Annotated in this window: 22 protein-coding genes and 1 pseudogene; 13 read left to right on the forward strand and 10 right to left on the reverse strand. The window is 36.9% G+C overall.

Annotation, left to right across the window (positions count from 1 at the left end; all coding sequences use genetic code 11):
• Window positions 1–170 precede the first annotated feature (170 nt).
• Window positions 171–725, forward strand: coding sequence for a lysozyme (locus HX005_RS08250; protein ID WP_286376990.1), 555 nt, complete (start codon window positions 171–173; stop codon window positions 723–725).
• Between the two features lie 18 nt (window positions 726–743).
• Here HX005_RS08250 and HX005_RS08255 read toward each other — a convergent pair whose 3' ends face one another.
• Window positions 744–1,595, reverse strand: coding sequence for a hypothetical protein (locus HX005_RS08255; RefSeq protein WP_286376991.1), 852 nt, complete (start codon window positions 1,593–1,595; stop codon window positions 744–746).
• A 326-nt stretch (window positions 1,596–1,921) separates the two neighbouring features.
• Between HX005_RS08255 and HX005_RS08260 the strand changes: the two are divergent.
• Both HX005_RS08260 and HX005_RS08265 read left to right on the forward strand, forming a co-directional pair.
• Window positions 1,922–2,029: pseudogene (locus tag HX005_RS08260) on the forward strand (tyrosine-type recombinase/integrase); the annotation flags it as partial.
• Between the two features lie 29 nt (window positions 2,030–2,058).
• Window positions 2,059–2,688, forward strand: coding sequence for a hypothetical protein (locus HX005_RS08265; RefSeq protein WP_286376992.1), 630 nt, complete (start codon window positions 2,059–2,061; stop codon window positions 2,686–2,688).
• 179 nt (window positions 2,689–2,867) lie between these two features.
• Here HX005_RS08265 and HX005_RS08270 read toward each other — a convergent pair whose 3' ends face one another.
• A complete protein-coding gene (locus HX005_RS08270) occupies window positions 2,868–3,992 on the reverse strand; it encodes an NAD(P)-dependent alcohol dehydrogenase (RefSeq protein WP_286376993.1) in 1,125 nt (374 codons plus the stop codon).
• Between the two features lie 426 nt (window positions 3,993–4,418).
• Between HX005_RS08270 and HX005_RS08275 the strand changes: the two genes are divergently transcribed.
• From HX005_RS08275 to HX005_RS08295, 5 genes are all read left to right on the forward strand, one after another.
• Complete coding sequence (locus tag HX005_RS08275) at window positions 4,419–6,176, forward strand: sigma-54-dependent Fis family transcriptional regulator (RefSeq protein ID WP_286376994.1); 1,758 nt, start codon at window positions 4,419–4,421, stop codon at window positions 6,174–6,176.
• A 239-nt stretch (window positions 6,177–6,415) separates the two neighbouring features.
• Window positions 6,416–7,882 (forward strand): benzaldehyde dehydrogenase, encoded by a 1,467-nt coding sequence (locus HX005_RS08280; RefSeq protein ID WP_286376995.1) that lies wholly within the window; start codon window positions 6,416–6,418, stop codon window positions 7,880–7,882.
• Window positions 7,883–7,916: 34 nt separating this feature from the next.
• Entirely contained in the window at window positions 7,917–8,276 is a 360-nt protein-coding gene (locus HX005_RS08285) for a cupin domain-containing protein (RefSeq protein ID WP_286376996.1), read from the forward strand.
• A 459-nt stretch (window positions 8,277–8,735) separates the two neighbouring features.
• A complete protein-coding gene (locus HX005_RS08290; protein ID WP_107007357.1) occupies window positions 8,736–10,838 on the forward strand; it encodes a carbon starvation CstA family protein in 2,103 nt (700 codons plus the stop codon).
• A gap of 22 nt (window positions 10,839–10,860) precedes the next feature.
• Window positions 10,861–11,163, forward strand: coding sequence for a YbdD/YjiX family protein (locus HX005_RS08295; RefSeq protein WP_286376997.1), 303 nt, complete (start codon window positions 10,861–10,863; stop codon window positions 11,161–11,163).
• Between the two features lie 148 nt (window positions 11,164–11,311).
• On the opposite strand, the gene HX005_RS08300 is transcribed toward HX005_RS08295, so the two are convergent.
• Window positions 11,312–11,734: a hypothetical protein gene (locus HX005_RS08300; RefSeq protein WP_107007355.1), complete on the reverse strand. Its 423-nt coding sequence runs from the start codon at window positions 11,732–11,734 to the stop codon at window positions 11,312–11,314.
• Window positions 11,735–12,116: 382 nt separating this feature from the next.
• On the opposite strand from HX005_RS08300, the gene prfA reads away from it, so the two are divergent.
• Both prfA and prmC read left to right on the forward strand, forming a co-directional pair.
• Window positions 12,117–13,205, forward strand: a complete 1,089-nt coding sequence (gene prfA / locus HX005_RS08305; protein WP_286376998.1) for a peptide chain release factor 1 — start codon at window positions 12,117–12,119, stop codon at window positions 13,203–13,205.
• Window positions 13,205–14,023: a peptide chain release factor N(5)-glutamine methyltransferase gene (gene prmC / locus HX005_RS08310; RefSeq protein ID WP_286376999.1), complete on the forward strand. Its 819-nt coding sequence runs from the start codon at window positions 13,205–13,207 to the stop codon at window positions 14,021–14,023. The genes prfA and prmC overlap by 1 nt, the downstream gene beginning before the upstream one ends.
• 66 nt (window positions 14,024–14,089) lie before the next feature.
• Here the strand turns inward: prmC and HX005_RS08315 are convergent, their stop codons facing one another.
• Both HX005_RS08315 and HX005_RS08320 read right to left on the reverse strand, forming a co-directional pair.
• Complete coding sequence (locus tag HX005_RS08315) at window positions 14,090–14,437, reverse strand: hypothetical protein (RefSeq protein WP_107007426.1); 348 nt, start codon at window positions 14,435–14,437, stop codon at window positions 14,090–14,092.
• A 204-nt stretch (window positions 14,438–14,641) separates the two neighbouring features.
• Entirely contained in the window at window positions 14,642–15,658 is a 1,017-nt protein-coding gene (locus tag HX005_RS08320; RefSeq protein ID WP_213069629.1) for an AraC family transcriptional regulator, read from the reverse strand.
• A gap of 147 nt (window positions 15,659–15,805) precedes the next feature.
• On the opposite strand from HX005_RS08320, the gene HX005_RS08325 reads away from it, so the two are divergent.
• Together HX005_RS08325 and HX005_RS08330 are read left to right on the forward strand one after the other, a co-directional pair.
• Entirely contained in the window at window positions 15,806–16,576 is a 771-nt protein-coding gene (locus HX005_RS08325) for a 3-hydroxyacyl-CoA dehydrogenase (protein ID WP_107007351.1), read from the forward strand.
• 180 nt (window positions 16,577–16,756) lie between these two features.
• Entirely contained in the window at window positions 16,757–17,893 is a 1,137-nt protein-coding gene (locus HX005_RS08330) for an acyl-CoA dehydrogenase family protein (protein ID WP_286377000.1), read from the forward strand.
• A 57-nt stretch (window positions 17,894–17,950) separates the two neighbouring features.
• Here HX005_RS08330 and HX005_RS08335 read toward each other — a convergent pair whose 3' ends face one another.
• Together HX005_RS08335 and crp are read right to left on the reverse strand one after the other, a co-directional pair.
• Window positions 17,951–19,000 (reverse strand): NADP(H)-dependent aldo-keto reductase, encoded by a 1,050-nt coding sequence (locus tag HX005_RS08335; RefSeq protein ID WP_286377001.1) that lies wholly within the window; start codon window positions 18,998–19,000, stop codon window positions 17,951–17,953.
• A 150-nt stretch (window positions 19,001–19,150) separates the two neighbouring features.
• Window positions 19,151–19,855 (reverse strand): cAMP-activated global transcriptional regulator CRP, encoded by a 705-nt coding sequence (crp, locus tag HX005_RS08340; RefSeq protein ID WP_107007348.1) that lies wholly within the window; start codon window positions 19,853–19,855, stop codon window positions 19,151–19,153.
• 150 nt (window positions 19,856–20,005) lie between these two features.
• Between crp and HX005_RS08345 the strand changes: the two genes are divergently transcribed.
• Complete coding sequence (locus tag HX005_RS08345) at window positions 20,006–20,428, forward strand: OsmC family protein (protein WP_107007347.1); 423 nt, start codon at window positions 20,006–20,008, stop codon at window positions 20,426–20,428.
• Window positions 20,429–20,643: 215 nt separating this feature from the next.
• Here HX005_RS08345 and HX005_RS08350 read toward each other — a convergent pair whose 3' ends face one another.
• From HX005_RS08350 to HX005_RS08360, 3 genes are all read right to left on the reverse strand, one after another.
• A complete protein-coding gene (locus tag HX005_RS08350) occupies window positions 20,644–21,444 on the reverse strand; it encodes a peptidoglycan DD-metalloendopeptidase family protein (protein WP_286377002.1) in 801 nt (266 codons plus the stop codon).
• 208 nt (window positions 21,445–21,652) lie between these two features.
• Window positions 21,653–23,593, reverse strand: a complete 1,941-nt coding sequence (locus tag HX005_RS08355; protein ID WP_286377003.1) for a family 2A encapsulin nanocompartment cargo protein cysteine desulfurase — start codon at window positions 23,591–23,593, stop codon at window positions 21,653–21,655.
• On the reverse strand, window positions 23,568–24,500 hold the full coding sequence (locus HX005_RS08360; RefSeq protein WP_107007344.1) for a family 2A encapsulin nanocompartment shell protein: 933 nt from the start codon (window positions 24,498–24,500) through the stop codon (window positions 23,568–23,570). The genes HX005_RS08355 and HX005_RS08360 overlap by 26 nt, the downstream gene beginning before the upstream one ends.
• Window positions 24,501–24,590: the final 90 nt, after the last annotated feature.

Consider the following 24,590-nt stretch of genomic DNA (forward strand, 5'->3'; position numbering starts at 1 on the left):
ATGTACCAAGGTTTTATCATGTTTATCTTTGCTGTTTTTGGTTTGCTTGCAATTGGCATCGTGTATCAGTCAATTGCTCTCTTAAAAGGCAAGCCCTTATCTGAAGTTATTTCCGAAATTAAAGCTGCATTTATTTCAATCATTGGAAATGGCAAGGGAGGTCAAAGCTAATGAATAAACCATTCTTTGATGAAGCACGAAAAATCGCAGGTGGCAAACTTACTCAGTCGCAAGTTGATGAACTCAATGTGGTAGTTGATAGGTTATCACCAAAAATAATACAAACAACTAGCACCTCAGGCATTGACCTGATCTGTAGTTTCGAAGGTCTACACTTGAATGCTTATGACGACGGTGTGGGTGTATGGACCATTGGTTACGGTACAACGGTGATCAATGGTGTGGAAGTCAAAAAAGGCGACACGTGCACACTTGAACAAGCCAAATCCTACATGGCATCTGATCTTAAAAAATTTGAAGCTGCTGTAAATAAGGTTACTGTTGCTTTGAGTCACAATCAGTTCGATGCCTTGGTTTCATTGACCTATAACATCGGAATAGGTACTTTTGCAGATTCAACCTTGCTCAAAAAATTGAATGCAGGTGATTACAAAGGTGCGGCTGCTCAATTTGGTGTATGGGTGAAAGCAGGTGGTAAACAAATGAAAGGCTTAGTAAATCGAAGAGCTATTGAAAGAAAGTTGTTTGAAAAGGCAGTCTATTAAGACTGCCTTTTCATTATACTATTTATGTTGATTAATGAAGTTTACAACTGATTTAAAAGAACCTTTAGTTGTATCAAATACTGCAGGCATTTTATCGTCAGCATTTCTAGATGAGCCACTTTCCCAAAGTACTATTCCATTAGCACCTTGGGATTTTAATGAATAAAGAACCGTATTCATTTTCTCTTCAGTTACAGGAGTAACAAAAAACTTTTTATTTTGCATATCCCAATTACTTAGTGCAACAAACGGATAAATTTTTAATTGATAGCGATCAGCATATTTTTTAGCTTCTTGCATACTAAATTGTGCTTTTTTATTCCAAATATTCATGTCTTTTATTGAATAAAAATATATAGATGGTGCAAGAAAGTCTACTTTGTGTGCAATTTCTTCATACTTTTTATTGAGTGATACATAGTCAGCTTTTTGTTTCTCTGATATTAGTTTGTTAGGGGTTGATTGAGGTAATACTCCATAAACGCCTATAGGAGCTTTGCCTCCGAATTTATGATACATATTTAATGCATCAAGAATCACTGGTAAATTAGTTTCAGGTTGACTAGCAGTTCCTATTTCAATATCAAAACAAACTGGTGTGGTTGGATCTGTTTTTGTAGCGTCAGCAATTTTTTTAATTTTTTCAGGGTCAGCCTGACCATCAGTAAGAAGATATAAGGAATATATAACATTCATTTTCTTCAAACCTATAGATGCTAAAATATTATCATAGCCATCTATTTCTTTAGAATATTTCATTTCTCCATCTGGTGTTTTTAAGTAATGCCAATGTATAAACTGGTAAACATCAAAAGAATAAGTGGAAGTTGTTGTTACGCATAACAGCGTAAAAATAATTTTTTTAAGCATTTTGATGACTACTAAGTGGGGGTTTTATAAAATAATATCGCTTTACTGTGATATTAATAATGAATAAACTGTTACCTTTTTGTTTTTTGTAACAAAATAAAGGGCGAAACTTGGGCGCCAATAATATTTAACTAATTGATTTTTAAGGTTGTACTGTTCTTTGACATCGTAGAGGTCACCAGTTCGAATCTGGTTAAACCTACCAAGATACAAGCCTTACGGCATAAGGGTTTTAAGTTTAAATGATAACTTAAAGCCCTTTTTTAATGCCTACGATTTATCGGCACTTTTTGCTTATTTTTCAGGTTAATTTACTCAAATTTATATCAGAGATATTGGCGCAGGTGACAGGGCATAAAACCCTTAGTGTATTGGTGAATACTTATTACAATCCAACAGCTTCCGAGATAGCAAAAATGCTGAATGCTGCTTAAACTATGCCCCATTGAATGGGGCTTTTTATATGAATATAAAATTTTTAGTTTTGGTATTTATAGGGATATTTTTTAGTTGCTTGGGTTTGTCGAAATTAGCAAATTTTTACTTTGATATAAGCTCTGATTATTTAACAGCTACAGCGACTTTTTTCGCTGCATTTGTAGCTTTGTATTTATATAGCGATTGGAAAGATGTACATAAAATTAACACTTTAGAGAAGTATCATCAGGAACTAAAGATAGAATTTCTGAAGTTAAATTCATCTTATTTAATTGTCTCTGAAAAAGCTAGAGAAATACATGGATCAAGTTCATCTAGAGTTGATATGATTGTTTTAGAGATAAACAAGGTTTATGGCTTAAATTTTTATAATGATGTAAAAAAAATGATAATTACTATCACAGAGTATGAAATATTTATCTCAAGATTAACTAGAGTAAGTATTGTAGAACAGTATTTAAAAAATACTAAAGTTTTTAAAAATAATCTCTTAAAGACTTTAAAAGCTCTTAATTCAATACCAGTTACAGCTAATTTAGAGACTTTGGCACCAATTTATAACAATACTTTTTTAAATGGAGTAGTACCAAAAAGTATTGATGAAGGTAAAAAATTGTTGATGAAGATAATCCAGTGTTTCGTTCAGAGTTTTTAAATACTCTTTAATAAAGGACAATAATTCCTTTTTTAATTCTTACGTCCAGTACCACGCTTGGCAGCAATATTATTCCAAACATTCTATAAAAGGAAAATGTTGTTGCAAATCATCAATATTTTTGCAGATGTAATAAAAAAGCACGACTGTATGATTAAAAACAGTCGTGCCCGAAAGATTTAGTTTGAATTGGCAATACGAATAATAGGTTTTAGTGTTATGCCGTTTTGACTGTCCAATGCCGCCTGATTCATATCAGCAAAATCATAAAACTTCACTAACTTATCAAATGGAAATAAACCTTTCTGATAGAGTGTAACTAATTCAGGAATAAATGTTTTTGGAACACTACTGCCTTCAACAACACCTACAATAGTTTTTCCACCAAGTAAAAGATCATTGACATCAAACTGTGCCAACGTACCTAAAGGTGGCGCGCCAACAATTGCAATTTTTCCTAATATGCCAAGCGCATCTATACCTTGTTTTAAAATTTCAGTTCGACCTGTAGACTCAAGTGCAAAAGCTACACCACCTTGCGTAATTTCTTTAATGGCTTCGACTGGATCCGTTTCTTTACTGTTAATGACATGTGTTGCACCTAGTTCTTTGGCAAGTTCAAGTCGACTTTCAACAATATCAACTGCAATAATTGTGGTGGCACCACAAATTTTTGCAGCCAATAACGCGCTTAAACCGACTGCACCAGCACCAAAGGTGACAAAACTACTCGCTGGATTCACTTTAAGTGTATTCATCACTGCACCAGCACCCGTTTGAATACCACAACCTAATGGACCCAGTAATTCTAAAGGTACATTTGCATCGACTTTAACGGCATTATTTTCTAAACTTAAAGCGTAAGTTGCAAATGAAGACTGTGTAAAAAAGTGATCATGAACGGCTTCATGATTATGTCGGCAAATGGCGTTATGTCCCTGTGGATCTGCACCACTAAAATTACGCCCAAAAAAGTCAACACAATAGGCTGGATTACCTGAATTACATTGTTTACATGAACCGCAATAACCATAACTGAGCACGACATGATCACCGACAGCCAAGTCTTTGACTGCATCACCAATCGCAGTAATAACACCTGCACCTTCATGACCTAAAACCGCAGGCAGTGGAACAGGATAATATTGATCACGAACAATCAAGTCGGTATGACACATGCCTGTCGCAACAATTTTAACCAGTACTTCATTGTTTTTCGGAGCACGAATTTTTAACTGTTCTAATTTAAAATCGGCGCCTTTACCTGCAGTAACCGCCGCTTGAATATCGATTAAATCTGTCATTGTAATATCCTTAATTTAATAAATTCCATGTTGATCGGTGAGTGAATGTTGAAAAATAATCAGCTTCAATCACGTGTTATACACTTAATACTTTCAAAAAGTATGCCAGATTTTAACTATTTGATTTTTAATGATAATAGGCACTTTTATTGTTTTAAAAGTGTCTTGTTTATAGACGAGTGTCCAATAACTAGACACTTTAATCATGATGATATGCTATTTTCAAGTGACATCATTTTTAAAGTATAAAGTTATGATTTTATTGTTGGTTTGTTTTTACTGAGTTGCAAGGTAGAATTTTTATGATTGGCTATTTGCAAGAATAGCGAATATTTTGTTTAAGCTAAAATTGTATTTTTGTTGAAAATTACGGCATAAATATAAAATACTAAAGGCAGTTAGGCTGATATTCTTAAAGGGATTTTTATGAATAATGTAATTGAATTAAGTGCATGGGAAAGTATTAAACATCAATTTTTTGAGTCAGGTATTCGTCCTGATTTAGATCATCATCACATGCCCATCTTGGATTCATGGCAAAAGTCGAAAGATGCAGGTTTAACCCCTTATAATTCAGCAGTAAAAAATAAAAACTTTTCAATCAATGAATTAAGTGATGATGATGAGCGCTTTGCTCAGATGACTCGACCTTATTTAGAAGATATTTTTAATTTATATAAACAACAAAATATTAGTGTTTTTTTGATCAATAATGCAGGACTGATCGTTCAAGAGTTACATGATGATCGTTTTGATGATTTATATCATTTTTTACAACGTGGGCGATCTGTTGCAGAGGAAAACTTCGGAACGATTGCACCTGTGTGTAGTGTTCATGCCAGTTTACCCATGACTTTAAATGGTCATCAGCACTATTTAACGGAGTTTTCTTCATTTTCATGTGCTTCAGTGCCTATTTTTAATGGTCAAGGCGATGTCTTAGGCGCGCTCGATATTACCTCAAAAACCAAAATGGCAACGGGAAATTGGTTATATCATTTGCTTTATCAGTCTTATAAATTTGAAAATGAGTACATTCGAAAAACAGAAAGCATTACCCATTTTTTATATTTTCAAAATACGCCTGATTTAATTGAAAGTGCTTATTCGGGTCTGATCGGGATGGATCAAGAAGGGCGAATTACACATATGAATCAAGTGGCGAGTCAATTGATTGGTTGTGATGTAAAAGAAATATTAGGGCAGACCATCACAGAAGTTTTTGAAAATATTGACCATTTGATGCAAAAAGCAGATGCAATACATCTATTAAAACGAAATGATCATTCTTTTTGTTATGCCAAAGTGATTCATCAAAAGAAACCAAATAAAACCACAGATCTTAAACTACAAAAATGTATCCGAGCAATTCAAGCCAATATTCCGATTTTGATTACAGGGGAAACAGGGACAGGCAAAGAATATTTAGCCCAACAAATCCATGAAAATTTCAAAAATCTGCCTTTTATTTCAATTAACTGTGGAGCGATTCCAGAAAATTTGCTTGAGGCTGAGTTATTTGGTTATGAAGGTGGTGCATTTACAGGGGCAAAGAGCAAAGGGCAAGTCGGTTTAGTTGAACTTGCAAATGGTGGTTTTTTATTTTTAGATGAATTGGGCGACTTACCGATTCATTTACAAGTCAAAATTTTAAGAGTTTTACAAGACAATACTTTTTATCGTGTCGGTGGACGGACCGCGTTAAAATCGAACTTTAAACTGATTTGTGCGACCAATCGAAATCTAAAAGAGATGGTCGAACAAGGGCTGTTTAGAAGCGATTTATATTATCGGATTCGTGGTTATGAAATCGAACTTAGTCCTTTACGTGACCGTGATGACAAGCTATTGATTGCCAATGCGATTTTGGCTGATTTAGGACAATATCGTTATTCTGAAAAAGTGAAAGAACAAATTTTAAATTATAAATGGTCAGGAAATATTAGAGAGCTTATCAATGTATTGAAACTTTCGGCAGTTTTTTCTGATGATGAAATGATTACAGAATTAATGTTACAAGACGAAGTTAAACCGACAACTCAGACACTTACAAATATTACCAATTTGGATGATGTGACGCGCGAAACCATTAAGCGTGTTTATCAAGAGGAAAATATGAATGTATCTAAAGTGGCGAAAAGGCTGAAAATCTCACGTTCAACTGTTTATAAATATTTAAACTAAGATTGTGAAATGGCTGCAATAAAAGTGTCGTTTTATTGGACATAGAGATGGATTGATTTGACCTAAATACCGACACTTTTTTAGATTTATTTTTTATCTTTTTGAATTTTAAATATTTTATTTTTGGCATGTTAAATGCTCTATAGAAGAATCAAATTATTTTATTGAGCAATAGCTTGTTAAAGATGATTTGCACATGGTTTTGAATGGATCAATTTATAATTCGAGAGGATAAGCAAATGAGCATGTTGACAGCAGATATTTGGGAAAATCAGTTTTTTACAGGTCAATGGACAAAAGCAGAACAAACATATCAAGCCACTGAAGTTGCGACTGGAGAAGCTTTAGGTACATTTGGTTATGCTCAACCAAAAGATATTCAAACTTCAGCAGCACAAGCAAAACAAGCTCAAGCAGCATGGTGGGCATTAAGTTATCAGGAGCGTGCTCAAGTTTTTGAAAATGCGGTGCAAATTACTCAAAACCATAAAGCTGAAATCATTGAGTGGTTAGTCAAAGAAAGTGGCTCAATCTTCATGAAAGCGAGTTTTGAAGTTGAATTATGCATTCAGGCATTAAAAAATGCAGCAGCATTACCATCAAGTGAGCAAGGTTCTATTTTACCTTCACAAAATGGCAAATTAAGCCTCGCAAAACGTGTTCCTTTGGGTGTGGTTGGGGTGATTTCACCATTTAATTTTCCACTTTATTTAGCAATTCGAGCAGTGGCACCTGCTTTGGCATTGGGAAATGCTGTTGTGCTCAAACCCGATGAGCGTACTGCGGTATGTAGTGGTTTTGCAATTGCACGTATTTTTGAATTGGCAGGTTTACCGACGGGCTTATTACATGTGTTACCGGGTGGCGCTGAAGCAGGCGAAGCCTTGGTGAATGACCCTAATATTGCCAGTATTCAGTTTACAGGGTCGACTGAAGTTGGACGAATTATTGGTGCTGGTGCAGGTAGAACGCTGAAAAAAGTTTCATTAGAGTTGGGTGGTAAGAACTCATTACTGATTTTAAATGACGCAGATATTGAACTGGCGGCGCAGAATATTGCATGGGGCGTATTCTTACACTCAGGGCAAATTTGTATGACTTCGGGTAAAGTGCTGATTCATGAGTCTATTTTTGAACAAGTCAAGAACCGTTTAATTGAAAAAGTGAAACAGTTCAAAGTTGGCAACCCAATGGATCAACAGGTCAATATCGGACCTTTAATCAATCAAAAACAATGTCAGCGTGTTGAACAACTTGTACAAAATGCCATTGCTGCTGGGGCAAAGTTAGAGGTCGGTGGGCTTGCCAATGGCGTATTCTTTGAACCCACTGTGTTATCGCAAGTGAATCAAGACAACCCAATTTTCCAACAAGAAATTTTTGGTCCAGTTGCGGTGCTTATTCCATTTGCCTCAGATGAAGAAGCAATTGAACTGGCAAATGCAGGCGATTATGGACTGTCAGCAGGTATTATCACCTCAAATGTGAGTCACGGAATGCAAGTCGCACAGTCACTCAAAGTGGGTTTGTTACATATCAACGATCAAACCGTAAATGATGAAACGCTAAATCCATTTGGTGGTTTTGGTGCTTCGGGTAATGGTACACGTATTGGTGGTCCTGCCAATGCAGATGAATTTACCCAATGGCAATGGATGACAATTCAAGCACAAGCACCGAATTATCCTTTTCAAGCTTATGTTTAGTTATTTGTCTTGAATGAATAATGTAGCGTTAATTATGGAAAATACTCAAGAAGTCATCACTATAGACAGTCATCGTATGCCGTGGCAAGAACTGCCAATTCCAGAGTTGGATGCCAGTATTTTGATGAAGCCATTGTTTTTAGACAACACATCTGGAATGTCGATTTCTAAATGTTGTTATAAAGCTGGGTTTATGAATAAATCACATACACATCATTGTGCACATGGCATGTATGTGCTTGACGGCATTTTAGTTACTTCTAAAGGTTCATTTGGACCAGGGAATTTTATTTGGTTTCCTGAGGGTGAAGTAATGTTTCATGGCGCACAAGAAGACAATGATGTTACTTTTTTATTTATCACAGATAAAACCTTTGATATTCACTATAAATAAATGACAGCAATTTTATTTTTTAAAATGAAATTGTGAAAAAGGTAAAGATTGATTTGATCTTTGCCTTTTTTATTTTATTGAAGATATATTCTCAATATTTTTACCCCATTGATGGTGTGTTATTTACGGTATTTTTCAATAAGAATAAAAAATTTAAAATAGATAAAAAAGAAATAAATTTAAGACCTTTCTAAGACTAAAGTCTTAGATCGGCTGCGAAAAATAAAGAGTAGATTCAAAAGAGTTGGCAAAATTGTCACAATAAAAATAATAATCAAAATATTCTGGTCATCTTTATGTCGTGTTAATTGGTGATATTAACAACACATTTAAATCAAAAGTCTTAGATGAAAACAAAAAAATGAGGAGTAGAGTCACTAAGGAAAGAGACAAAACCGAAATGAATTATGGCAAATAACAACAATGGAACTGCTCGTTTAATCGAAATGTGAGGTATTCATGGAAAATATTGAAAAGAAATCATCGCCCTTATCCAAACTGATTTGGGTGATTGTTGCCATTATTGGTGCGGTATCGTTTGGAATTTTAGCTGTCAGTCGAGGTGAGCATGTCAATGCTGTTTGGCTCGTACTTGCTGCAATTTGCGTATATAGCATTGCTTATCGTTTTTATAGTTTATTTATTGCCAATAAAGTTTTTGAACTCAACCCACGTAGATTAACACCTGCACATCGTCTTGCAGATGGGTTGGACTATGTACCTACTAATAAGTATGTATTGTTTGGGCATCACTTTGCTGCGATTGCAGGTGCAGGACCTTTAGTTGGTCCTATTTTGGCAGCACAAATGGGATATCTCCCTGGCACGATTTGGTTATTGGTCGGTGTTGTGATTGCAGGTGCAGTACAAGATTTTTTAGTCTTGTTCATTTCAACACGACGAGATGGTCGATCTCTGGGCGAAATGGCAAAACAGGAACTTGGATCTTTTGCGGGTGTCATTGTGATGCTAGGTGCATTAGGTGTCATGATTATTATCTTGGCAGTTTTAGCACTTGTTGTCGTGAAAGCATTAACCAACAGCCCATGGGGTGTATTTAGTATTGCAGCAACAATACCAATTGCACTATTTATGGGAATTTACATGCGTTATCTGCGCCCTGGAAAAATTGCAGAAGTTTCTATCATTGGTTTTGTGTTAATGATGGCTGCCATTATTTTTGGTGGAGATATTGCAGCACATCCATATTGGGGACCATTATTTACTTTGACAGGCACTCAATTGACATGGGCATTGATTATTTATGGATTTATTGCGTCAGTTCTACCTGTCTGGTTGTTATTAGCACCACGTGATTATTTATCTACTTTCTTAAAAATTGGTGTGATTGCAGGTCTTGCTGTCGGTATTATGGTTGCAATGCCAATGCTTAAAATGCCTTCTGTTACGCATTTTGTTGATGGCACGGGTCCTGTATTTTCTGGTTCAATGTTCCCATTTTTATTTATTACTATTGCTTGTGGTGCAATTTCAGGCTTCCATGCGTTGGTTTCTTCAGGAACTACACCGAAACTTGTTGATAACGAAGTCAATATTCGTGTCATTGGCTATGGTGGTATGTTAATGGAGTCTTTTGTTGCCATTATGGCAATGATCTGTGCAACTGTACTTGAGCCAGGCGTATATTTTGCGATTAACGCACCCGCAGCCGTATTGGGTACAACTGTAGAAAGTGCAGCAGAAGCCGTGCGTAATTTAGGCTTTGTTGTGACACCAGAAGCTTTAACTTTACTGGCAAAAGAAGTTGGTGAAAGTACCATTCTGTCACGTACAGGTGGGGCGCCAACTTTTGCTATTGGTATGGCACATATTATTACAGAAATTTTCAATAATCGTTCAATGATGGCATTTTGGTATCACTTTGCGATTTTATTTGAAGCTTTATTTATTTTAACTGCGGTGGATGCGGGTACTCGTGCTTGTCGTTTTATGGTGCAGGATACTGTAGGTATTGTTGTACCTGCTTTAAAAAACTCACATAACTTTGTCGGAAACTTGATTGGTACGGCTGTGGCAGTTGCAGGTTGGGGCTTCTTCGTTTATCAAGGGGTGATTGATCCATTGGGTGGTATTAATAGTCTATGGCCACTATTTGGTATTGGTAACCAGATGTTAGCAGCAATGGCACTGACCTTGGGTACAGTGATTCTATTTAAAATGAAGAAAGAAAAATATGTTTGGGTCACTATTGTTCCAACCGTATTTTTGATCATTACGTGTATGACTGCGGGTTGGCAAAAAATCTTTCATGAAAATCCAAAAATTGGTTTCTTGGCACAGGCAGATCGTTTTTCCGCTGCGATTGCTAAAGGTGAGATTTTAAAACCTGCAAAAACACTTGAAGAGATGCAAACGATTGTATTGTCAAATCAAATTAATGCAGCTTTATGTGCATTCTTTATGATTGTGGCGATTGTGATGATTATTGCTGCGATTGGCGTGATTCGTCGTGCATTGGCAAGCCCTGTTCCAACTGTAAATGAAGCACCTGCTGTATATGCAGAGCCAGAAGATACAGTGGTAACATCAGCCAAACATTAAATCTAAAGAAGAGGTGAGTGAGATGAATTTGAAATTCGCCAAAAGTGGCAAAACGGTGATTTATAAAATCATCAAAATGACTGTGATGTCACAAAAAGATTTAATTTTTAATCCTAAAAATTGGTCAAGAATTGCAACTTTGTGGACACGCCTACAGCAAAGTTTTCGTTTAATGGTGGGTGTTCCAGATTATCAAAACTACTTGGAACATATGAAGAAGCATCATCCTGATCTAGAGGCAATGGATGAAAAAACCTTTCATCGTTATTGTGTTGATGCACGTTATCCAAGTGCAGGGGGGGCATTAAAAAAATGTCCTTGCTAATGGTGTAAATCATTTTAAGTCATAAAAAACGGTACTTAAGTGCCGTTTTTTAGTATGTATTCAAACTGAGATATCAGCGATATTTTGATAAAAAGATAGCTGTAATAAAAAAAAGCACCTAAAAATAGGTGCTTTTAATCATGATCAATTAATGGCGGTGTTTACGATATTTTCGGTTATATTTACGATCATCATAATGGCGGTCTTCAGATACTTTTTTACCTAAAACTGAACCACCTGCTGCACCTAAAGCTGAACCAATATAACCACCCGTTGACCCACCTACATTTTTACCAACAGAGTAGCCACCAACACCACCTAAGCCACCACCAATTGCAGCAGCAGTACGATCACGTTTGTTTGTTGCTACAGCAGCACCACCTGCGCCACCTAATGCTGAACCAATCATTGCACCTGTATTACCGCCCATTTGTTTACCAATAGCAGTTCCTGCAACACTACCTAAAGCTGAGGTTGCTGCAATACGGGTTGAGTTATCAGCATGGGCACTTACTGTAAAAATTGAAGTAATTGCTAAAGCAGAACTTAATAACATCGCATTTAATTTCATGTCTTGCTCCATGTCCTGATTCGGACAGCTTTCTATATCTCTATTTGATGAGCTAAATGTAACAAAAGGCGTCATCAAAAATATGGAGAAGATTTCCCTTTATTAAGGTGTTTAGTATCTGAATGTATGCTTTCTATTAAAATTGTGCTTTAAAGCAGCAAACTTATGTCAATCATGTAGGTATTGTGAATAACTGATATTGAGTTTAAAAAACTTCAGTCAGGCATCACACAAAAATCTAGTGTGAAATCTAAGGAGAAACAGATATAGCGGTGTTATTTAAAAGTCATAATCGTTAAACTAGGCACAATTTTTAAAATGTCTTGCTGTCTTTATTTTAATCTATAAATGATGGTGAGCTTGAGATTGAGATTTTATTTAAATGAAAGAATCGTTACGTTTACGATTAGACCAATTGTGTGATCGACACGAAGAACTAGAAGCACTACTTGCTGATGTAGAAGTGATTTCAGATAACAAGCGCTTTCGTAATTTGTCACGTGAGCACAGTGATTTGAGCGAAATCACCGACGTTTGGAAAAAATATAAGCAAGCTGAAGAAGATATCGTGACTGCTGAAGAAATGTCTTCTGATCCAGATTTTAAAGACATGGCGATTGAAGAAATAAAAGAAAATAAAGCCTTGCTCGAAACTTTAGAAGCTGACCTCAATATTCTGATGATTCCTAAAGATCCCAATGATGCTAACTCTGCATATTTGGAAATCCGTGCAGGAACAGGCGGCGATGAAGCAGCTATTTTCTCAGGTGATTTATTTCGTATGTATTCTAAGTACGCTGAAACACAAAATTGGCGTATTGAAATATTGTCGGAAAATGAAGGTGAACATGGTGGCTATAAAGAGATCATTTGCCTGATTAATGGTGAAGGCGTTTATGGTCGCTTAAAATTTGAAAGTGGTGCACATCGTGTGCAACGTGTTCCTGCAACAGAATCCCAAGGTCGAGTACATACTTCTGCATGTACAGTCGCAATTTTACCTGAGATTGATGTTGATACCACGGTTGAAATCAATCCATCCGAATTACGTATCGATACTTATCGTGCATCAGGTGCGGGTGGTCAGCATATTAACAAAACCGATTCTGCGGTACGTATTACACACATTCCAACAGGTACAGTGGTGGAATGTCAGGATGAACGTTCACAGCATAAAAATAAAGCCAAAGCGATGGCTTTATTAGTTTCACGTTTGGAAAATGCAAAACGTGCGGCTGCAGATGCTGCAACTTCAGAAATGCGTCGAGACTTGGTCGGTTCTGGTGACCGTTCTGAGCGTATTCGTACTTATAATTACCCACAAGGTCGTATGACCGATCATCGAATTAACCTCACTTTATATAAGTTAGATGCCGTGATGGAAGGTGATTTAACAGAGTTACTTGATAGCTTACATCGTGAATATCAAGCAGATCAGTTGGCTCTTCTTGCTCAGCAGAATGGTGGCTAATGAATATTGCACAAGCGCTTGCCTTACGTGGTGAGCCTGAAAGTTATGAGCGTCAAGAAAATGCTTGGTTGCTTGAGCATATTACCAAAATTGATGCTTTTGACTTGGTGATGAAAAAAGATCAGGAGCTGACCGCTGAGCAAGAACAACAATATGTTGAGGGTTTGGCGCGTATCCAAGCAGGTGAGCCTTTAGCTTATGTTACAGGTTCGCAGCCATTTTGGACTTTAGACTTAACAGTGACCCAAGATACTTTGGTGCCGCGTCCCGACACAGAAGTCTTGGTGGAAACAGTATTACATCTTGATGTACCTGTAGATGCGCGCATTGTTGACTTAGGAACAGGAACTGGGGCGATTGCTTTATCTTTAGCGAGTGAACGACCTGAGTGGTCTGTAACTGCAACAGATATTTACGAACCAACTTTAGAGGTTGCATTATCAAATGCGAAAAAACATGATTTAAATCATGTAAAATTTTATTTAGGTAATTGGTTTGAAGCGCTTAATCGTCAATATTTTGATGTGATTGTATCTAATCCACCTTATATTGATGTTGAAGATGTGCATATGCGTGATTTAGCATCAGAACCTGAGCGTGCTCTGGTGGCAGCGAACCAAGGCTTAGCAGATATAGAACTCATCATTAAACAGGGCAAAAATTGGTTAACCCATCAAGGGTGGATTGCTTTAGAACATGGCTATGATCAAGCTGAGGCTGTACAAGGAATTTTCCAAAAATATGGATTTAAAGAAATCCGTACAGTCAAAGACTATGGTGGAAATGACCGTGTCACTTTAGCGCAGTGGCAAAGTTAATTGTACTTAATTAAAATGTTAAAAAGGTTGCTTTAAAGCAACCTTTTTAATGCATCAAATTTCATTTTACATAGGAAAATCTTTTAAAGACTCAGCGACTTCAAGTTGAGTAAGTATATTTGTTTCTAAAGCTAAGCATAATGCAACAATTTTTGCTGTATCTGCTAAATGCTCTTTTTGCAAAGCCAGTCCATCTTGGATGGCTTGAAGATTTTCTTTTTGAATATCTAAGGCTTGTGCAAAGTTGGGTGTATCTTGATCAGCAACAAAAGATGAAATTGCCTGATGAAAATCTTGTTGTGGGGCATTTAATATGCCATCAATTAACTCATCAAGATGTTCTGTTTGAGCAGATAAAGAGTGAACAAATTTTTGTACCAGTGAATGCTCAAGCACGTCTGACATTTTATTCATGGAAGAACCTGTAACAATAAAAGCAATTTTGGAAGATAAAATAGCTAAAAATGATATAGCTGAATTTGGTTGAAAAGTAACCCAATCTTGTATTTTTAGCAAACAGATTCAGACGAATGAACAATGCAAAGTTATATAAAATGACACTATTTTTTGCTCTAAATGCAAAGTGATTTTTTACACTATTGTGACTCGTTCATAGAATTATGATTGTTCACGATAAGAACCCGGACTGACCCCCGTCCATTTTTTAAAGGCACGATGAAAAGCACTTGGGTCTTGAAAATATAATTCATCACTAATTTCTTGTAAGGTTTTTTGGCTGGTGCTCAGTAGTTCAATTGCAGTATCTCGACGGATTTCATTTTTTAATTGTTGATAGCTCGTTCCCTCACTTTTTAAACGACGTTGGATTGTGGCTTCAGACATGTTGAGCTGTTGGGCTAAAATATTGAGTTCTAACCATTTTTCAGGTGACTGTTGCATGAGAGATTTACGAATAATCGAACTGAGTGCATAAGGATTTTTAAAACGTACCAATAAGTTTTCGGGTGTCTGACGGATAAATTTATACCAAGATTGTTGATCTTGTTTGATGGGGATTTTTAAATAATTAGCATCAAATTGTAGATAGTTTTCATTGCTATCATATTGAATATTTTCACAAAATCTAACTTTATAATCATGATCATCAAGAGGTGCTGCACATTTTAGTTGAATTTTATTGATGATTAAACGTTGACCACTGAGCCAGCAAATTAAACCATGAATTAACATGAAATAAGTGGCATAAGCAAACATATTTTTAGTACTTTTACGCTCATAAATCACAATATAAGCATAATTTTCTTCAATAAATAATGTACTTTGAAAGTCATCAAGGATTGCATTTAAAAACTGTAACATTTGATTGAGTGCAACTTTGACTGTTTCAGCTTGCATCAGCATTTTAGATAATAATTGAAAACTGCCTCTTCGCATTCCATGACTGTCCATGCCAAAAAATTCATCATTCATCTGATTGGCAATTTCTGTCCAAAGTTGAGCAAAAGCACTGACTGAGACACGGCTTTTAGGAGAATGTAGCATTTCTATTGAAATACCTGCGTTATGAAGTAGCTGGGTTAAATTTAGCTCTTTTTGTTGTGCAGTTGCTAAGGCTTCATGTACCAATGCGATAGAAATTGTTCCTTTGCTATACTGAGGCGGTTGATTATTCATGAGCAATTCCATTATTTTGTAGCACGAAACAATTGTCCAAATACATCAGCAAAGATGCACGTTTTGGAAATTGTACTCAAGCTTAACTATGTTTACTCTGCTGCTTAAGTCGAGTGCATATATTCAAAAAATGAATAGGAAAATAATATGAAAATCGAAGGAAAAGTGTTTGTTGTGACTGGTGGTGCATCAGGTTTAGGTGCAGCAACAGCAAAATTTTTAGTTGAGCGTCAAGCAAAAGTCATTATTGTGGATATGAATAGTGAGCTAGGTCAAGAAACCCAAAAACAATTGGGTGAAAATGCTAAATTTGTCCAACTTGATGTGACAGATGAGACCACAGTTGAACAGTTTTTTAATGATGTTGAACAAGAATATGGACAGCTTAATGGCTTAGTGAATTGTGCTGGTATTGGCCCTTCGGCAAAAGTTTTAGGTAAAAAAGGCATTCATGCATTAACTGATTTTCAACGTGTATTAAATATCAATGTGTCAGGCACATTTAACATGCTTCGCTTTGCAGCAAATTTAATTGCAAAATATGAGTTACAAGCAGGTGAGGAAGACCGCGGGGTGATTATCAATACCGCTTCTGTGGCTGCTTTTGATGGTCAAATTGGTCAAACTGCGTATTCAGCATCAAAAGGTGCAGTTGTGGCGATGACTTTACCTTTAGCACGTGAACTAGCACAGCATGCGATCCGTGTGATGACGATTGCACCAGGCATTATGGAAACACCAATGTTAAAAGCGCTACCACAAAATGTCCAAGATGCTTTAGGGCAAATGGTGCCATTTCCGCCACGCTTAGCAAAACCAGAAGAGTTTGCTTCATTGGTTGGGCAAATTTGTGAAAATAGTTATTTAAATGGTGAAACCATTCGTCTTGATGGTGCAATTCGTATGCAACCTAAGTAGTGCATTAAAATAAGATTTTTCTAAATTTAATCATCTATTTTATTCATATACTTCTTTGGATTCAATGAAGAAGTATATGAATTTCTCACTAAAAATTTAATTTACCTTTGATTCTCTTGGTTTTTTATAGACCAAGTCAGTCAGTTTTTGCCTAAAAAAGTATATAGAAAGGATGCTGTGATGATTTTAAACGAAGAACAAAAAATGATTCAGGACATGATGCGTGATTATTCACAAAGCAAATTAAAACCCACAGCAGCAGAACGTGATCAAACCTCTCATTTTCCTGCACAAGAGCTCAAAGAATTAGGCGCATTAGGTGCATTGGGAATGACTGTAGCGGAACAATATGGCGGTGCAGGCTTAGATTATATTTCTTTGGTTTTAGCACTTGAGGAAATTGCCGCAGGGGATGGTGCTATTTCAACTATTGTTAGTGTACAAAACTCATTACCATGCGGTATTACACAGCGTTATGGTACAGAAGAACAAAAACAGAAATATTTAACCAAACTCGCAACAGGGGAATGGCTTGGCTGTTTTTGTTTGACTGAACCGCAAGCAGGCTCAGATGCAGGCGCTTTACAATGTAAAGCTGTGCGTGATGGAGATGAATGGGTAATCAACGGAACAAAGCAATTCATTACCACAGGACAACATGCACAGCTCGCAGTCGTTTTTGCAGTCACGGATAAAGAAGCAGGTAAACGCGGTATTTCATGCTTCCTCGTACCGACAGACACGCAAGGTTATATTGTGTCTCGTATTGAAAATAAAATGGGACAACATTGCTCTGATACTGCCACTATTGTTTTTGAAAATTGTCGCATTCCTGCTGAAAACTTATTAGGCAAAGAAGGTGAAGGTTATAAAATTGCATTATCAAACTTAGAATCTGGTCGAATTGGCATTGCATCACAGTGTGTCGGTATGGCACGTGCAGCTTTAGATGCCGCAGTCGAATATGCAAATGAGCGTAAAGCTTTTGGAGTTGAATTAGTGCAACATCAGGCAGTTGCTTTTCGTTTAGCGGATATGGCTACACAAATTGAAGCAGCACGACAGTTGATTTTGCATGCTGCGAGTTTAAAAGATGCAAATTTACCCTGTTTAAAAGAAGCGTCTATGGCAAAACTTTTTGCTTCTGAAATAGCAGAAAAAGTTTGCTCTGATGCCATTCAAATTCATGGTGGTTATGGTTATGTATCCGATTTTCCAGTAGAGCGTATTTATCGAGATGTTCGAGTCAGCCAAATTTATGAAGGTGCTTCAGATATTCAACGTTTGGTTATTGCTCGTGAAGTGACTCGGATTTGATTACTTATTTTAGAGAGTGCCCCAAATTCAATGATTAGGGGCAATGTTGGCTTTCAGTTAAGGCGCAGGATTAGGTTGTTGACGGTGAATATCTTCAATACCTTGTAAAATTTCATCAGATAAAATCAGATCAAAAGCTGCAATATTTTCTTTCAGTTGGTTTAAGTTTGTTGCTCCAATAATGGTACTGGTCACAAAAAATTGTTGCTTAATAAAAGCCAATGCTAATTGTGTCAGACTTAAACCATGCTTTTCAGCAAGCAATGCATATTGCTCAATTGCCCATTCACTTTCAGGGTTACTATAACGGCTAAAGCGACTAAATAAAGTAATACGGGCATCAGCAGGACGGGCACCATGACGGAACTTACCTGTTAGATATCCAAAAGCCAAAGGTGAATAAGCCAATAAGCCAATATTTTCATGCTGTGCAATTTCCGACATACCAACTTCATAAGTACGGTTGAGCAAGCTATACGGATTTTGCACACTGACAATCTTTTCTAAACCTAATTTTTCAGCTAAATGTAAAAATTTTAAGGTTCCCCAAGGGGTTTCGTTTGACAAGCCAATATGACGAATACGACCTTTTTGGACTTCTTTACTGAGCGCTTCTAATGTTTGCTCTAAAGGCGTAATGTCAATATTTTGTTGTGCTTGTTTATTGCCATAACCTAATGTGCCAAAGAAATTCGTTGCACGTTGTGGCCAATGCAACTGATATAAGTCAATATAATCTGTTTGTAAACGCTTTAAAGAGCCATCTATAGCCGATGCAATTTCACTTTCAATAAACTTCGTATGCCCATCTCGGATATGGCTGCCACCTTGTTGTGGACCTGCAATTTTTGAAGCAATAAACAGCTTATCTCGTTGCCCATTTTGTGCAATCCATTGTCCAATAATTTCTTCAGTTGCACCTTGTGTTTCAGGTTTGGGCGGTACAGGATACATTTCTGCGGTGTCCCAAAAATACAAACCTTGATCTAAAGCATAAGCGAGCTGCTCAAAAGCTTCAGCTTGGGTATTTTGTTCACCAAAGGTCATGGTACCTAAACAAATTTCAGGAACTTCAATACCTGATTGACCTAGTGGATTATATTTCATTGAGATGATCCTTAAGTATTATCGTTAAAGTATGAGTGTTACATTTCTATCTTGAATCAATTATTTTTATAGCTCAACGGAGAGTCACAAGAGTTACACATAAAAAAGCAAATCCGAAGATTTGCTTTTAAAATGAAAAATATAAATTAATTATTCATCATCATGTTCATCTTCATTATATGAAGATTCTTCTAAAGATACATCAAAAATCAGAATGGCTTTACCATCTGTTTCAATCATGCCTTGTTCTTCAAGTGTTTTTAGAACACGACCGACCATTTCACGTGAGCAACCCACAATACGACCAATTTCTTGACGTGTAATGCGGATCTGACGACCATTTGGTAAAATCATGGCTTCAGGCTGCGCTGAAAGATCAATTAAACAACGTGCAATACGACCAGAAACATCAATAAATGCCAGATCTGTTACTTTGCGCGTGGTATTTTTTAAACGTCTGACCAATTGTGCAAACACAGCATAACTTAAGTCAGGATATTGTTTGCTGATTTCATGGAAATTCTCATATGAGATTTCAGCAATTTCACAAACATCACGAGTTCTTACTTCAGCAGTACGTTGAGGATTTTGTTCAAATAACCCCATTTCCCCGAAGAAATCTCCTGGATTAAGGTAAGCAACTACAATTTCACGGTCATCGTCTTCACGTAAAATGATTGATACCGATCCCTTTAAAATTAAATACAGTGATTTTGACTCTGAACCCGCATCAACAATAGTCGTACGTTTCGGAAAACGATTGATGTGAGCACGCTTGAGTAATGCTTTGACAGATTCTGGCAGTTGCCCAGGAGACAAAGCATCTGTACTAAGTTGTGCTAAATTAGAAGACATGCTAAAAAATTCCAAATTGGATAATAACTAGATCATAAATCTAAATTGAACTCGTCACATAGAAGCGTAAGAGATGAAATTCCTTATCAACTCATTTTATGCTAGTGTACAGGTACACTGTAAATTTATAGCTTTTTTTAGGTAGTTGCAATGCAAACTAGCGTACATTGGTTAGAGAATGTTGCTTTTGAAGCAAAATCGGAAAGTGGACATCAGGTTGTTATGGATGGTTCTGCTGAATATGGCGGAGAAAACCGTGGACCACGTCCCATGGAACTGATATTAATGGGACTTGGTGGCTGTGCTTCTTTTGATATTGTGACTATATTAAAGAAATCTCGCCAAGATGTGACAGGTGTTGTATGTCAGCTCAAGGCTGATCGTGCAGATACAATCCCAGCAGTTTTTACTAAAATTCATTTACATTTTGTGGTGACTGGACGTGATGTAAAGGAAAAGCAAGTAGCTAAAGCAGTTGAACTTTCTGCTGAAAAGTACTGTTCTGCAAGTAAAATGCTATCAGATGGTGGTGTTGTGATCAGCCATGATTTTGAAATTATTGCAGCAGAATAAAATACAATAAAAAAAAGCCAAAAACATTTTGGCTTTTTTTTTGTTCGAAATTGATAAATTTTAAGTTTAATTCCGAGTGTATACATCAACATTTAATCTTAAAAAATTGATGAAAATCACTAAATTTATTTAAATTGAAAAAATATCAATTAAAATTATTACAAAATGTGTCTGATCTTCAGTTTTCCCTTAAATATGCGCAAATAGCTTAAGTTTTATTGATTTAAAAATAATTGCGGATCAACTCGAGCGTTATTCAAACTCATTCCCCAGTGTAAATGTGGACCTGTTACACGACCTGTTTTACCGACTAAGCCTAAAACCTGGCCTTGCGTTAATTTCTGTCCTTTTACAACATTAATTTTACTTAAGTGGCAAAACATACTGATCAAGCCTTGCCCATGATCAACTAAAACAGTTTGACCATTAAAGAAATAGTCACCAACCCCGACAACAACACCAGATGCTGGAGCAACCACTTTCTGTCCTACAGGTGCAGGAATGTCTAAGCCTGAATGTGGTGCGCGTTCTTCACCATTAAAGAAACGTTTGCGCCCAAAAGAGTTACTAAATTTTCCAGCAGTTGGACGTATAAAGTTTGGAAAATCAGAAAATTGTGCAGGGCTGAATGAGGTATAAATGTCATTTTGTTCTTTGGCTTCTATCGCATAACGGTCAAGTTGTTCTTGCTGCGGATTGACATAATCTTGATTTTTAACATTCAAGCGTTGTTCTGCATATTTATAAGGCTTCACTTCAATTTGAATGGGTTGAGCATTGGTTTGTAGTTCTAATGAGCCTACAGGGGTAGAAAGTGGTATACCAAAAATTGCATAACGTTGAGTATTCGGTTGCGTGATTAAAATCGGTTGATCTTTATATTTTACTTCAGAAATATTTTGTGAAAGTGGGATCACCGCGATGCCACCTGCACGGCGCGAGTCTTGTGGTAGAGCAAAAATTTGCGCGCTTGTTAGTAATCCACAAAGAATTAAGATTGTTTTGATTGAAAACATAAGCTTTTAAAATGTGATAAATTTTTATCAAGTGTAACTTTTGAAAGTGTAAACTCAAGCGTTTGATTGTTAATATGAAATAGCCTAAGTGTGTTTTAGTGACTAGGAAAGTTGTGACAAAAGCGTTGTTATAAAAGATTTTATAAAAAAGAAATGACAAAATCACATGCCTAATGAATTAAGCATGTGATGATGATTGGATAAAAAATTAAGATTTATACGGTTTTGCTCGTCTAAGTTGATGCAAGACTGAAACCAATAAATCAATTTCCTCAGTGGTGTTATAAAACGCTAGAGAAGGGCGTACCGTACGTTCTACACCAAAACGGCGCAAGATTGGCTGCGCACAGTGATGCCCTGTACGAACTGCAATTCCGTATTGATTTAAAACTTTACCCACTTCTTCAGTTTCATAACCTGCTAAGGTAAATGACATGACACTGGCTTTGTTCAAAGCTGTACCAATTAATCTTAAACCTGAAACGCTTTGTAGCGCATGTTGACCATATTCAAGCAAGTCATGTTCATAACGTGCAATATTATGGATACCAATGCTTTCTACATATTCAAGTGCTGCACCCAGACCAACTGCGTCTGCAATATTTCCAGTTCCTGCTTCAAACTTATTCGGTGCAGGTTGGTAGATTACATTTTCAAAAGTCACGTCTTGAATCATATTACCGCCACCTTCCCAAACAGGCATAGTGTCAAGTAATTCAGATTTGGCATAAACAGCACCAATACCTGTAGGACCAAAGACTTTATGTCCCGAGAACACAAAGAAGTCAGCATCTAAAGCAGTCACATTGGTTGGCATATGCGAAACAGATTGCGCACCATCAATCAATACACGAACACCTGCCGCATGTGCAAGTGCAATGATTTCTTGAGTCGGTGTTACGGTACCCAAAGCATTAGAAACTTGTGTAATTGCCACCAGTTTGGTTCTTGGGTTGAGTAACTTCACAAACTCATCAATGCGAATTTGACCTGTATCATCTACTGGAATAACGCGAAGTTTAGCGCCTGTTTCTTTGGTCAACTGAAACCATGGCACGATATTGGCATGATGTTCAAGATTTGAAACGATGATTTCATCTCCAGCACCAATATTTTGTTTGCCCCATGATTTTGCAATTAAGTTAATGCCTTCTGTTGTCCCTCGAACAAACACAATATTTTGTGCAGAAGGAGAGCCAATAAAACGGGCAACAACATCACGTGCATGTTCATAAGCATCACTTGCACGTGCAGCTAACTCATGCGCAGCACGGTGAATGTTCGAGTTTTCATGTTGATAAAAATATGAAATACGATCAATCACAGCTTGTGGTTTATGTGTTGTTGCAGCATTGTCTAGCCAAATCAACTGTTTGCCATTTACACGTTCTTGTAAGATAGGAAAATCACGTCGGATTTGCAAAATATCAATGGGTTGATAATTTTGTGCTGTCGTTGGGATTTGTAAATCTTGATCACGTTTAAATTGAGATTGATCTAACTGAGGCGTTGCTGTGAAGTAATAGCCCGATTCAGTTGTTACGGGTTTATCATTACGATCTTTGAGTAAACCTTGAAGTTGATGGTCATCAACAACATGATAATCATCAAAAGCAAAAGGGTTACGCAAAACATCACCAGACTGACTCGTTTGTAATGAATCAGGTTTTGGAATGTCTAAAAAGTAATAAGCTGATGGTCCTGATACATCGTTTGCAAGCGTGGGTGATGCTTGCGGTACTTCACTTGCGCCTGAAGGTAAATGAATACGATTGAATAATGCTGAAGGATCAGGATTATGCGCGCCACCAATCACAGGTGATGAAGACAAAATACGACGTTCAGGATGATCTGTGGTTGGATCAGCCAAGCGTTGAGTAGAATTAGGGTTAAGACTACTTTGTTGCACTACAGCAGGGATGCGCCCACTCAAAGCCGCAATTGGATCCTTTGGCTGTGGCGGATGACTAATACTTGGTGCTGCATGCTCAGGTAAATCTAAGTTTAAACCATGTGCGTTTTGCTTTGGCAAAGCAGAGAAAAACTCTGCTGCCAATTGTGCAATAACCGATTCACTAATCGGTGCATCTGCGGTTGCAGATGCAGCATCAGTAGAAGGTAAATTACTTGTAAGTTGTTGGATAGTCATGGTATTTATCAACCTCCACATCTTCAAGTACAGCCAAAGCATCTTCTGTTAATACAGCTAAAGAGCAATATAGAGAAATGAGATAAGAGGCAATAGCATTACGATTGATGCCCATAAAACGCACAGATAAGCCAGGCGCTTGTTCACCTGCTAGACCTGGTTGGAATAGACCAACTACACCTTGACGTTTTTCACCTACACGCAGCAAGATGATTTTAGTTTTACCATCTTCTACAGGAATTTTATTTGAAGGGATCAGTGGAATACCACGCCAAGTGATGAATTGAGAACCAAAAAGACTTACAGTTGGAGGTGGAACACCACGACGCGTACATTCACGACCAAAAGCAGCAATTGCATCTGGGTGCGCTAAGAAAAAGCCAGGTTCTTTCCATACTTTACGTAGTAGATCATCCAAGTCATCTGGTGTAGGTGCGCCTGTAAGCGTTGAAATACGTTGTCCATCGGCAACACTTGCTAATAAGCCATACTCAGGATTATTGATCAGCTCACTTTCTTGACGTTCTTTGATGGTTTCAATGGTTAAGCGTAGTTGTTCTTTAATTTGGTCATGTGGGCTGCTATATAAGTCAGAAACACGAGTATGAATATCTAAAACAGTTGAAACACCATTTAAAAAATATTCACGTGGGTTAACTTCATAGTCTACAAAAGTTTGTGGCAATGTTGCTTCATCACGTTGTGTACATGCCACTTGAATATCATCGGTATTACTAACTTTATTTACTCGGTAAATACCAGCTTCTACAGGTGTCCATTGTAATAGATGTGTCAACCATCGCGGCGTAATTGTTGATAGTTGTGGGACAGTTTTTGTTGCATTGGCAAGTTGACGAGCTGCTAGGTCATTTAATGCTTGGCGTGGTGTATCTTGGTTTTTAGCCATGGTAAATCCTGATGTATTTGTAAATGTGTTTGTTTTTTAATAAGTATGAATATGTTAGATAAAATGTCCCTGTGTTCTCCTTTGTATCAG

Source organism: Acinetobacter sp. R933-2 (genome assembly GCF_030325485.1).
Lineage (GTDB): Bacteria > Pseudomonadota > Gammaproteobacteria > Pseudomonadales > Moraxellaceae > Acinetobacter > Acinetobacter sichuanensis.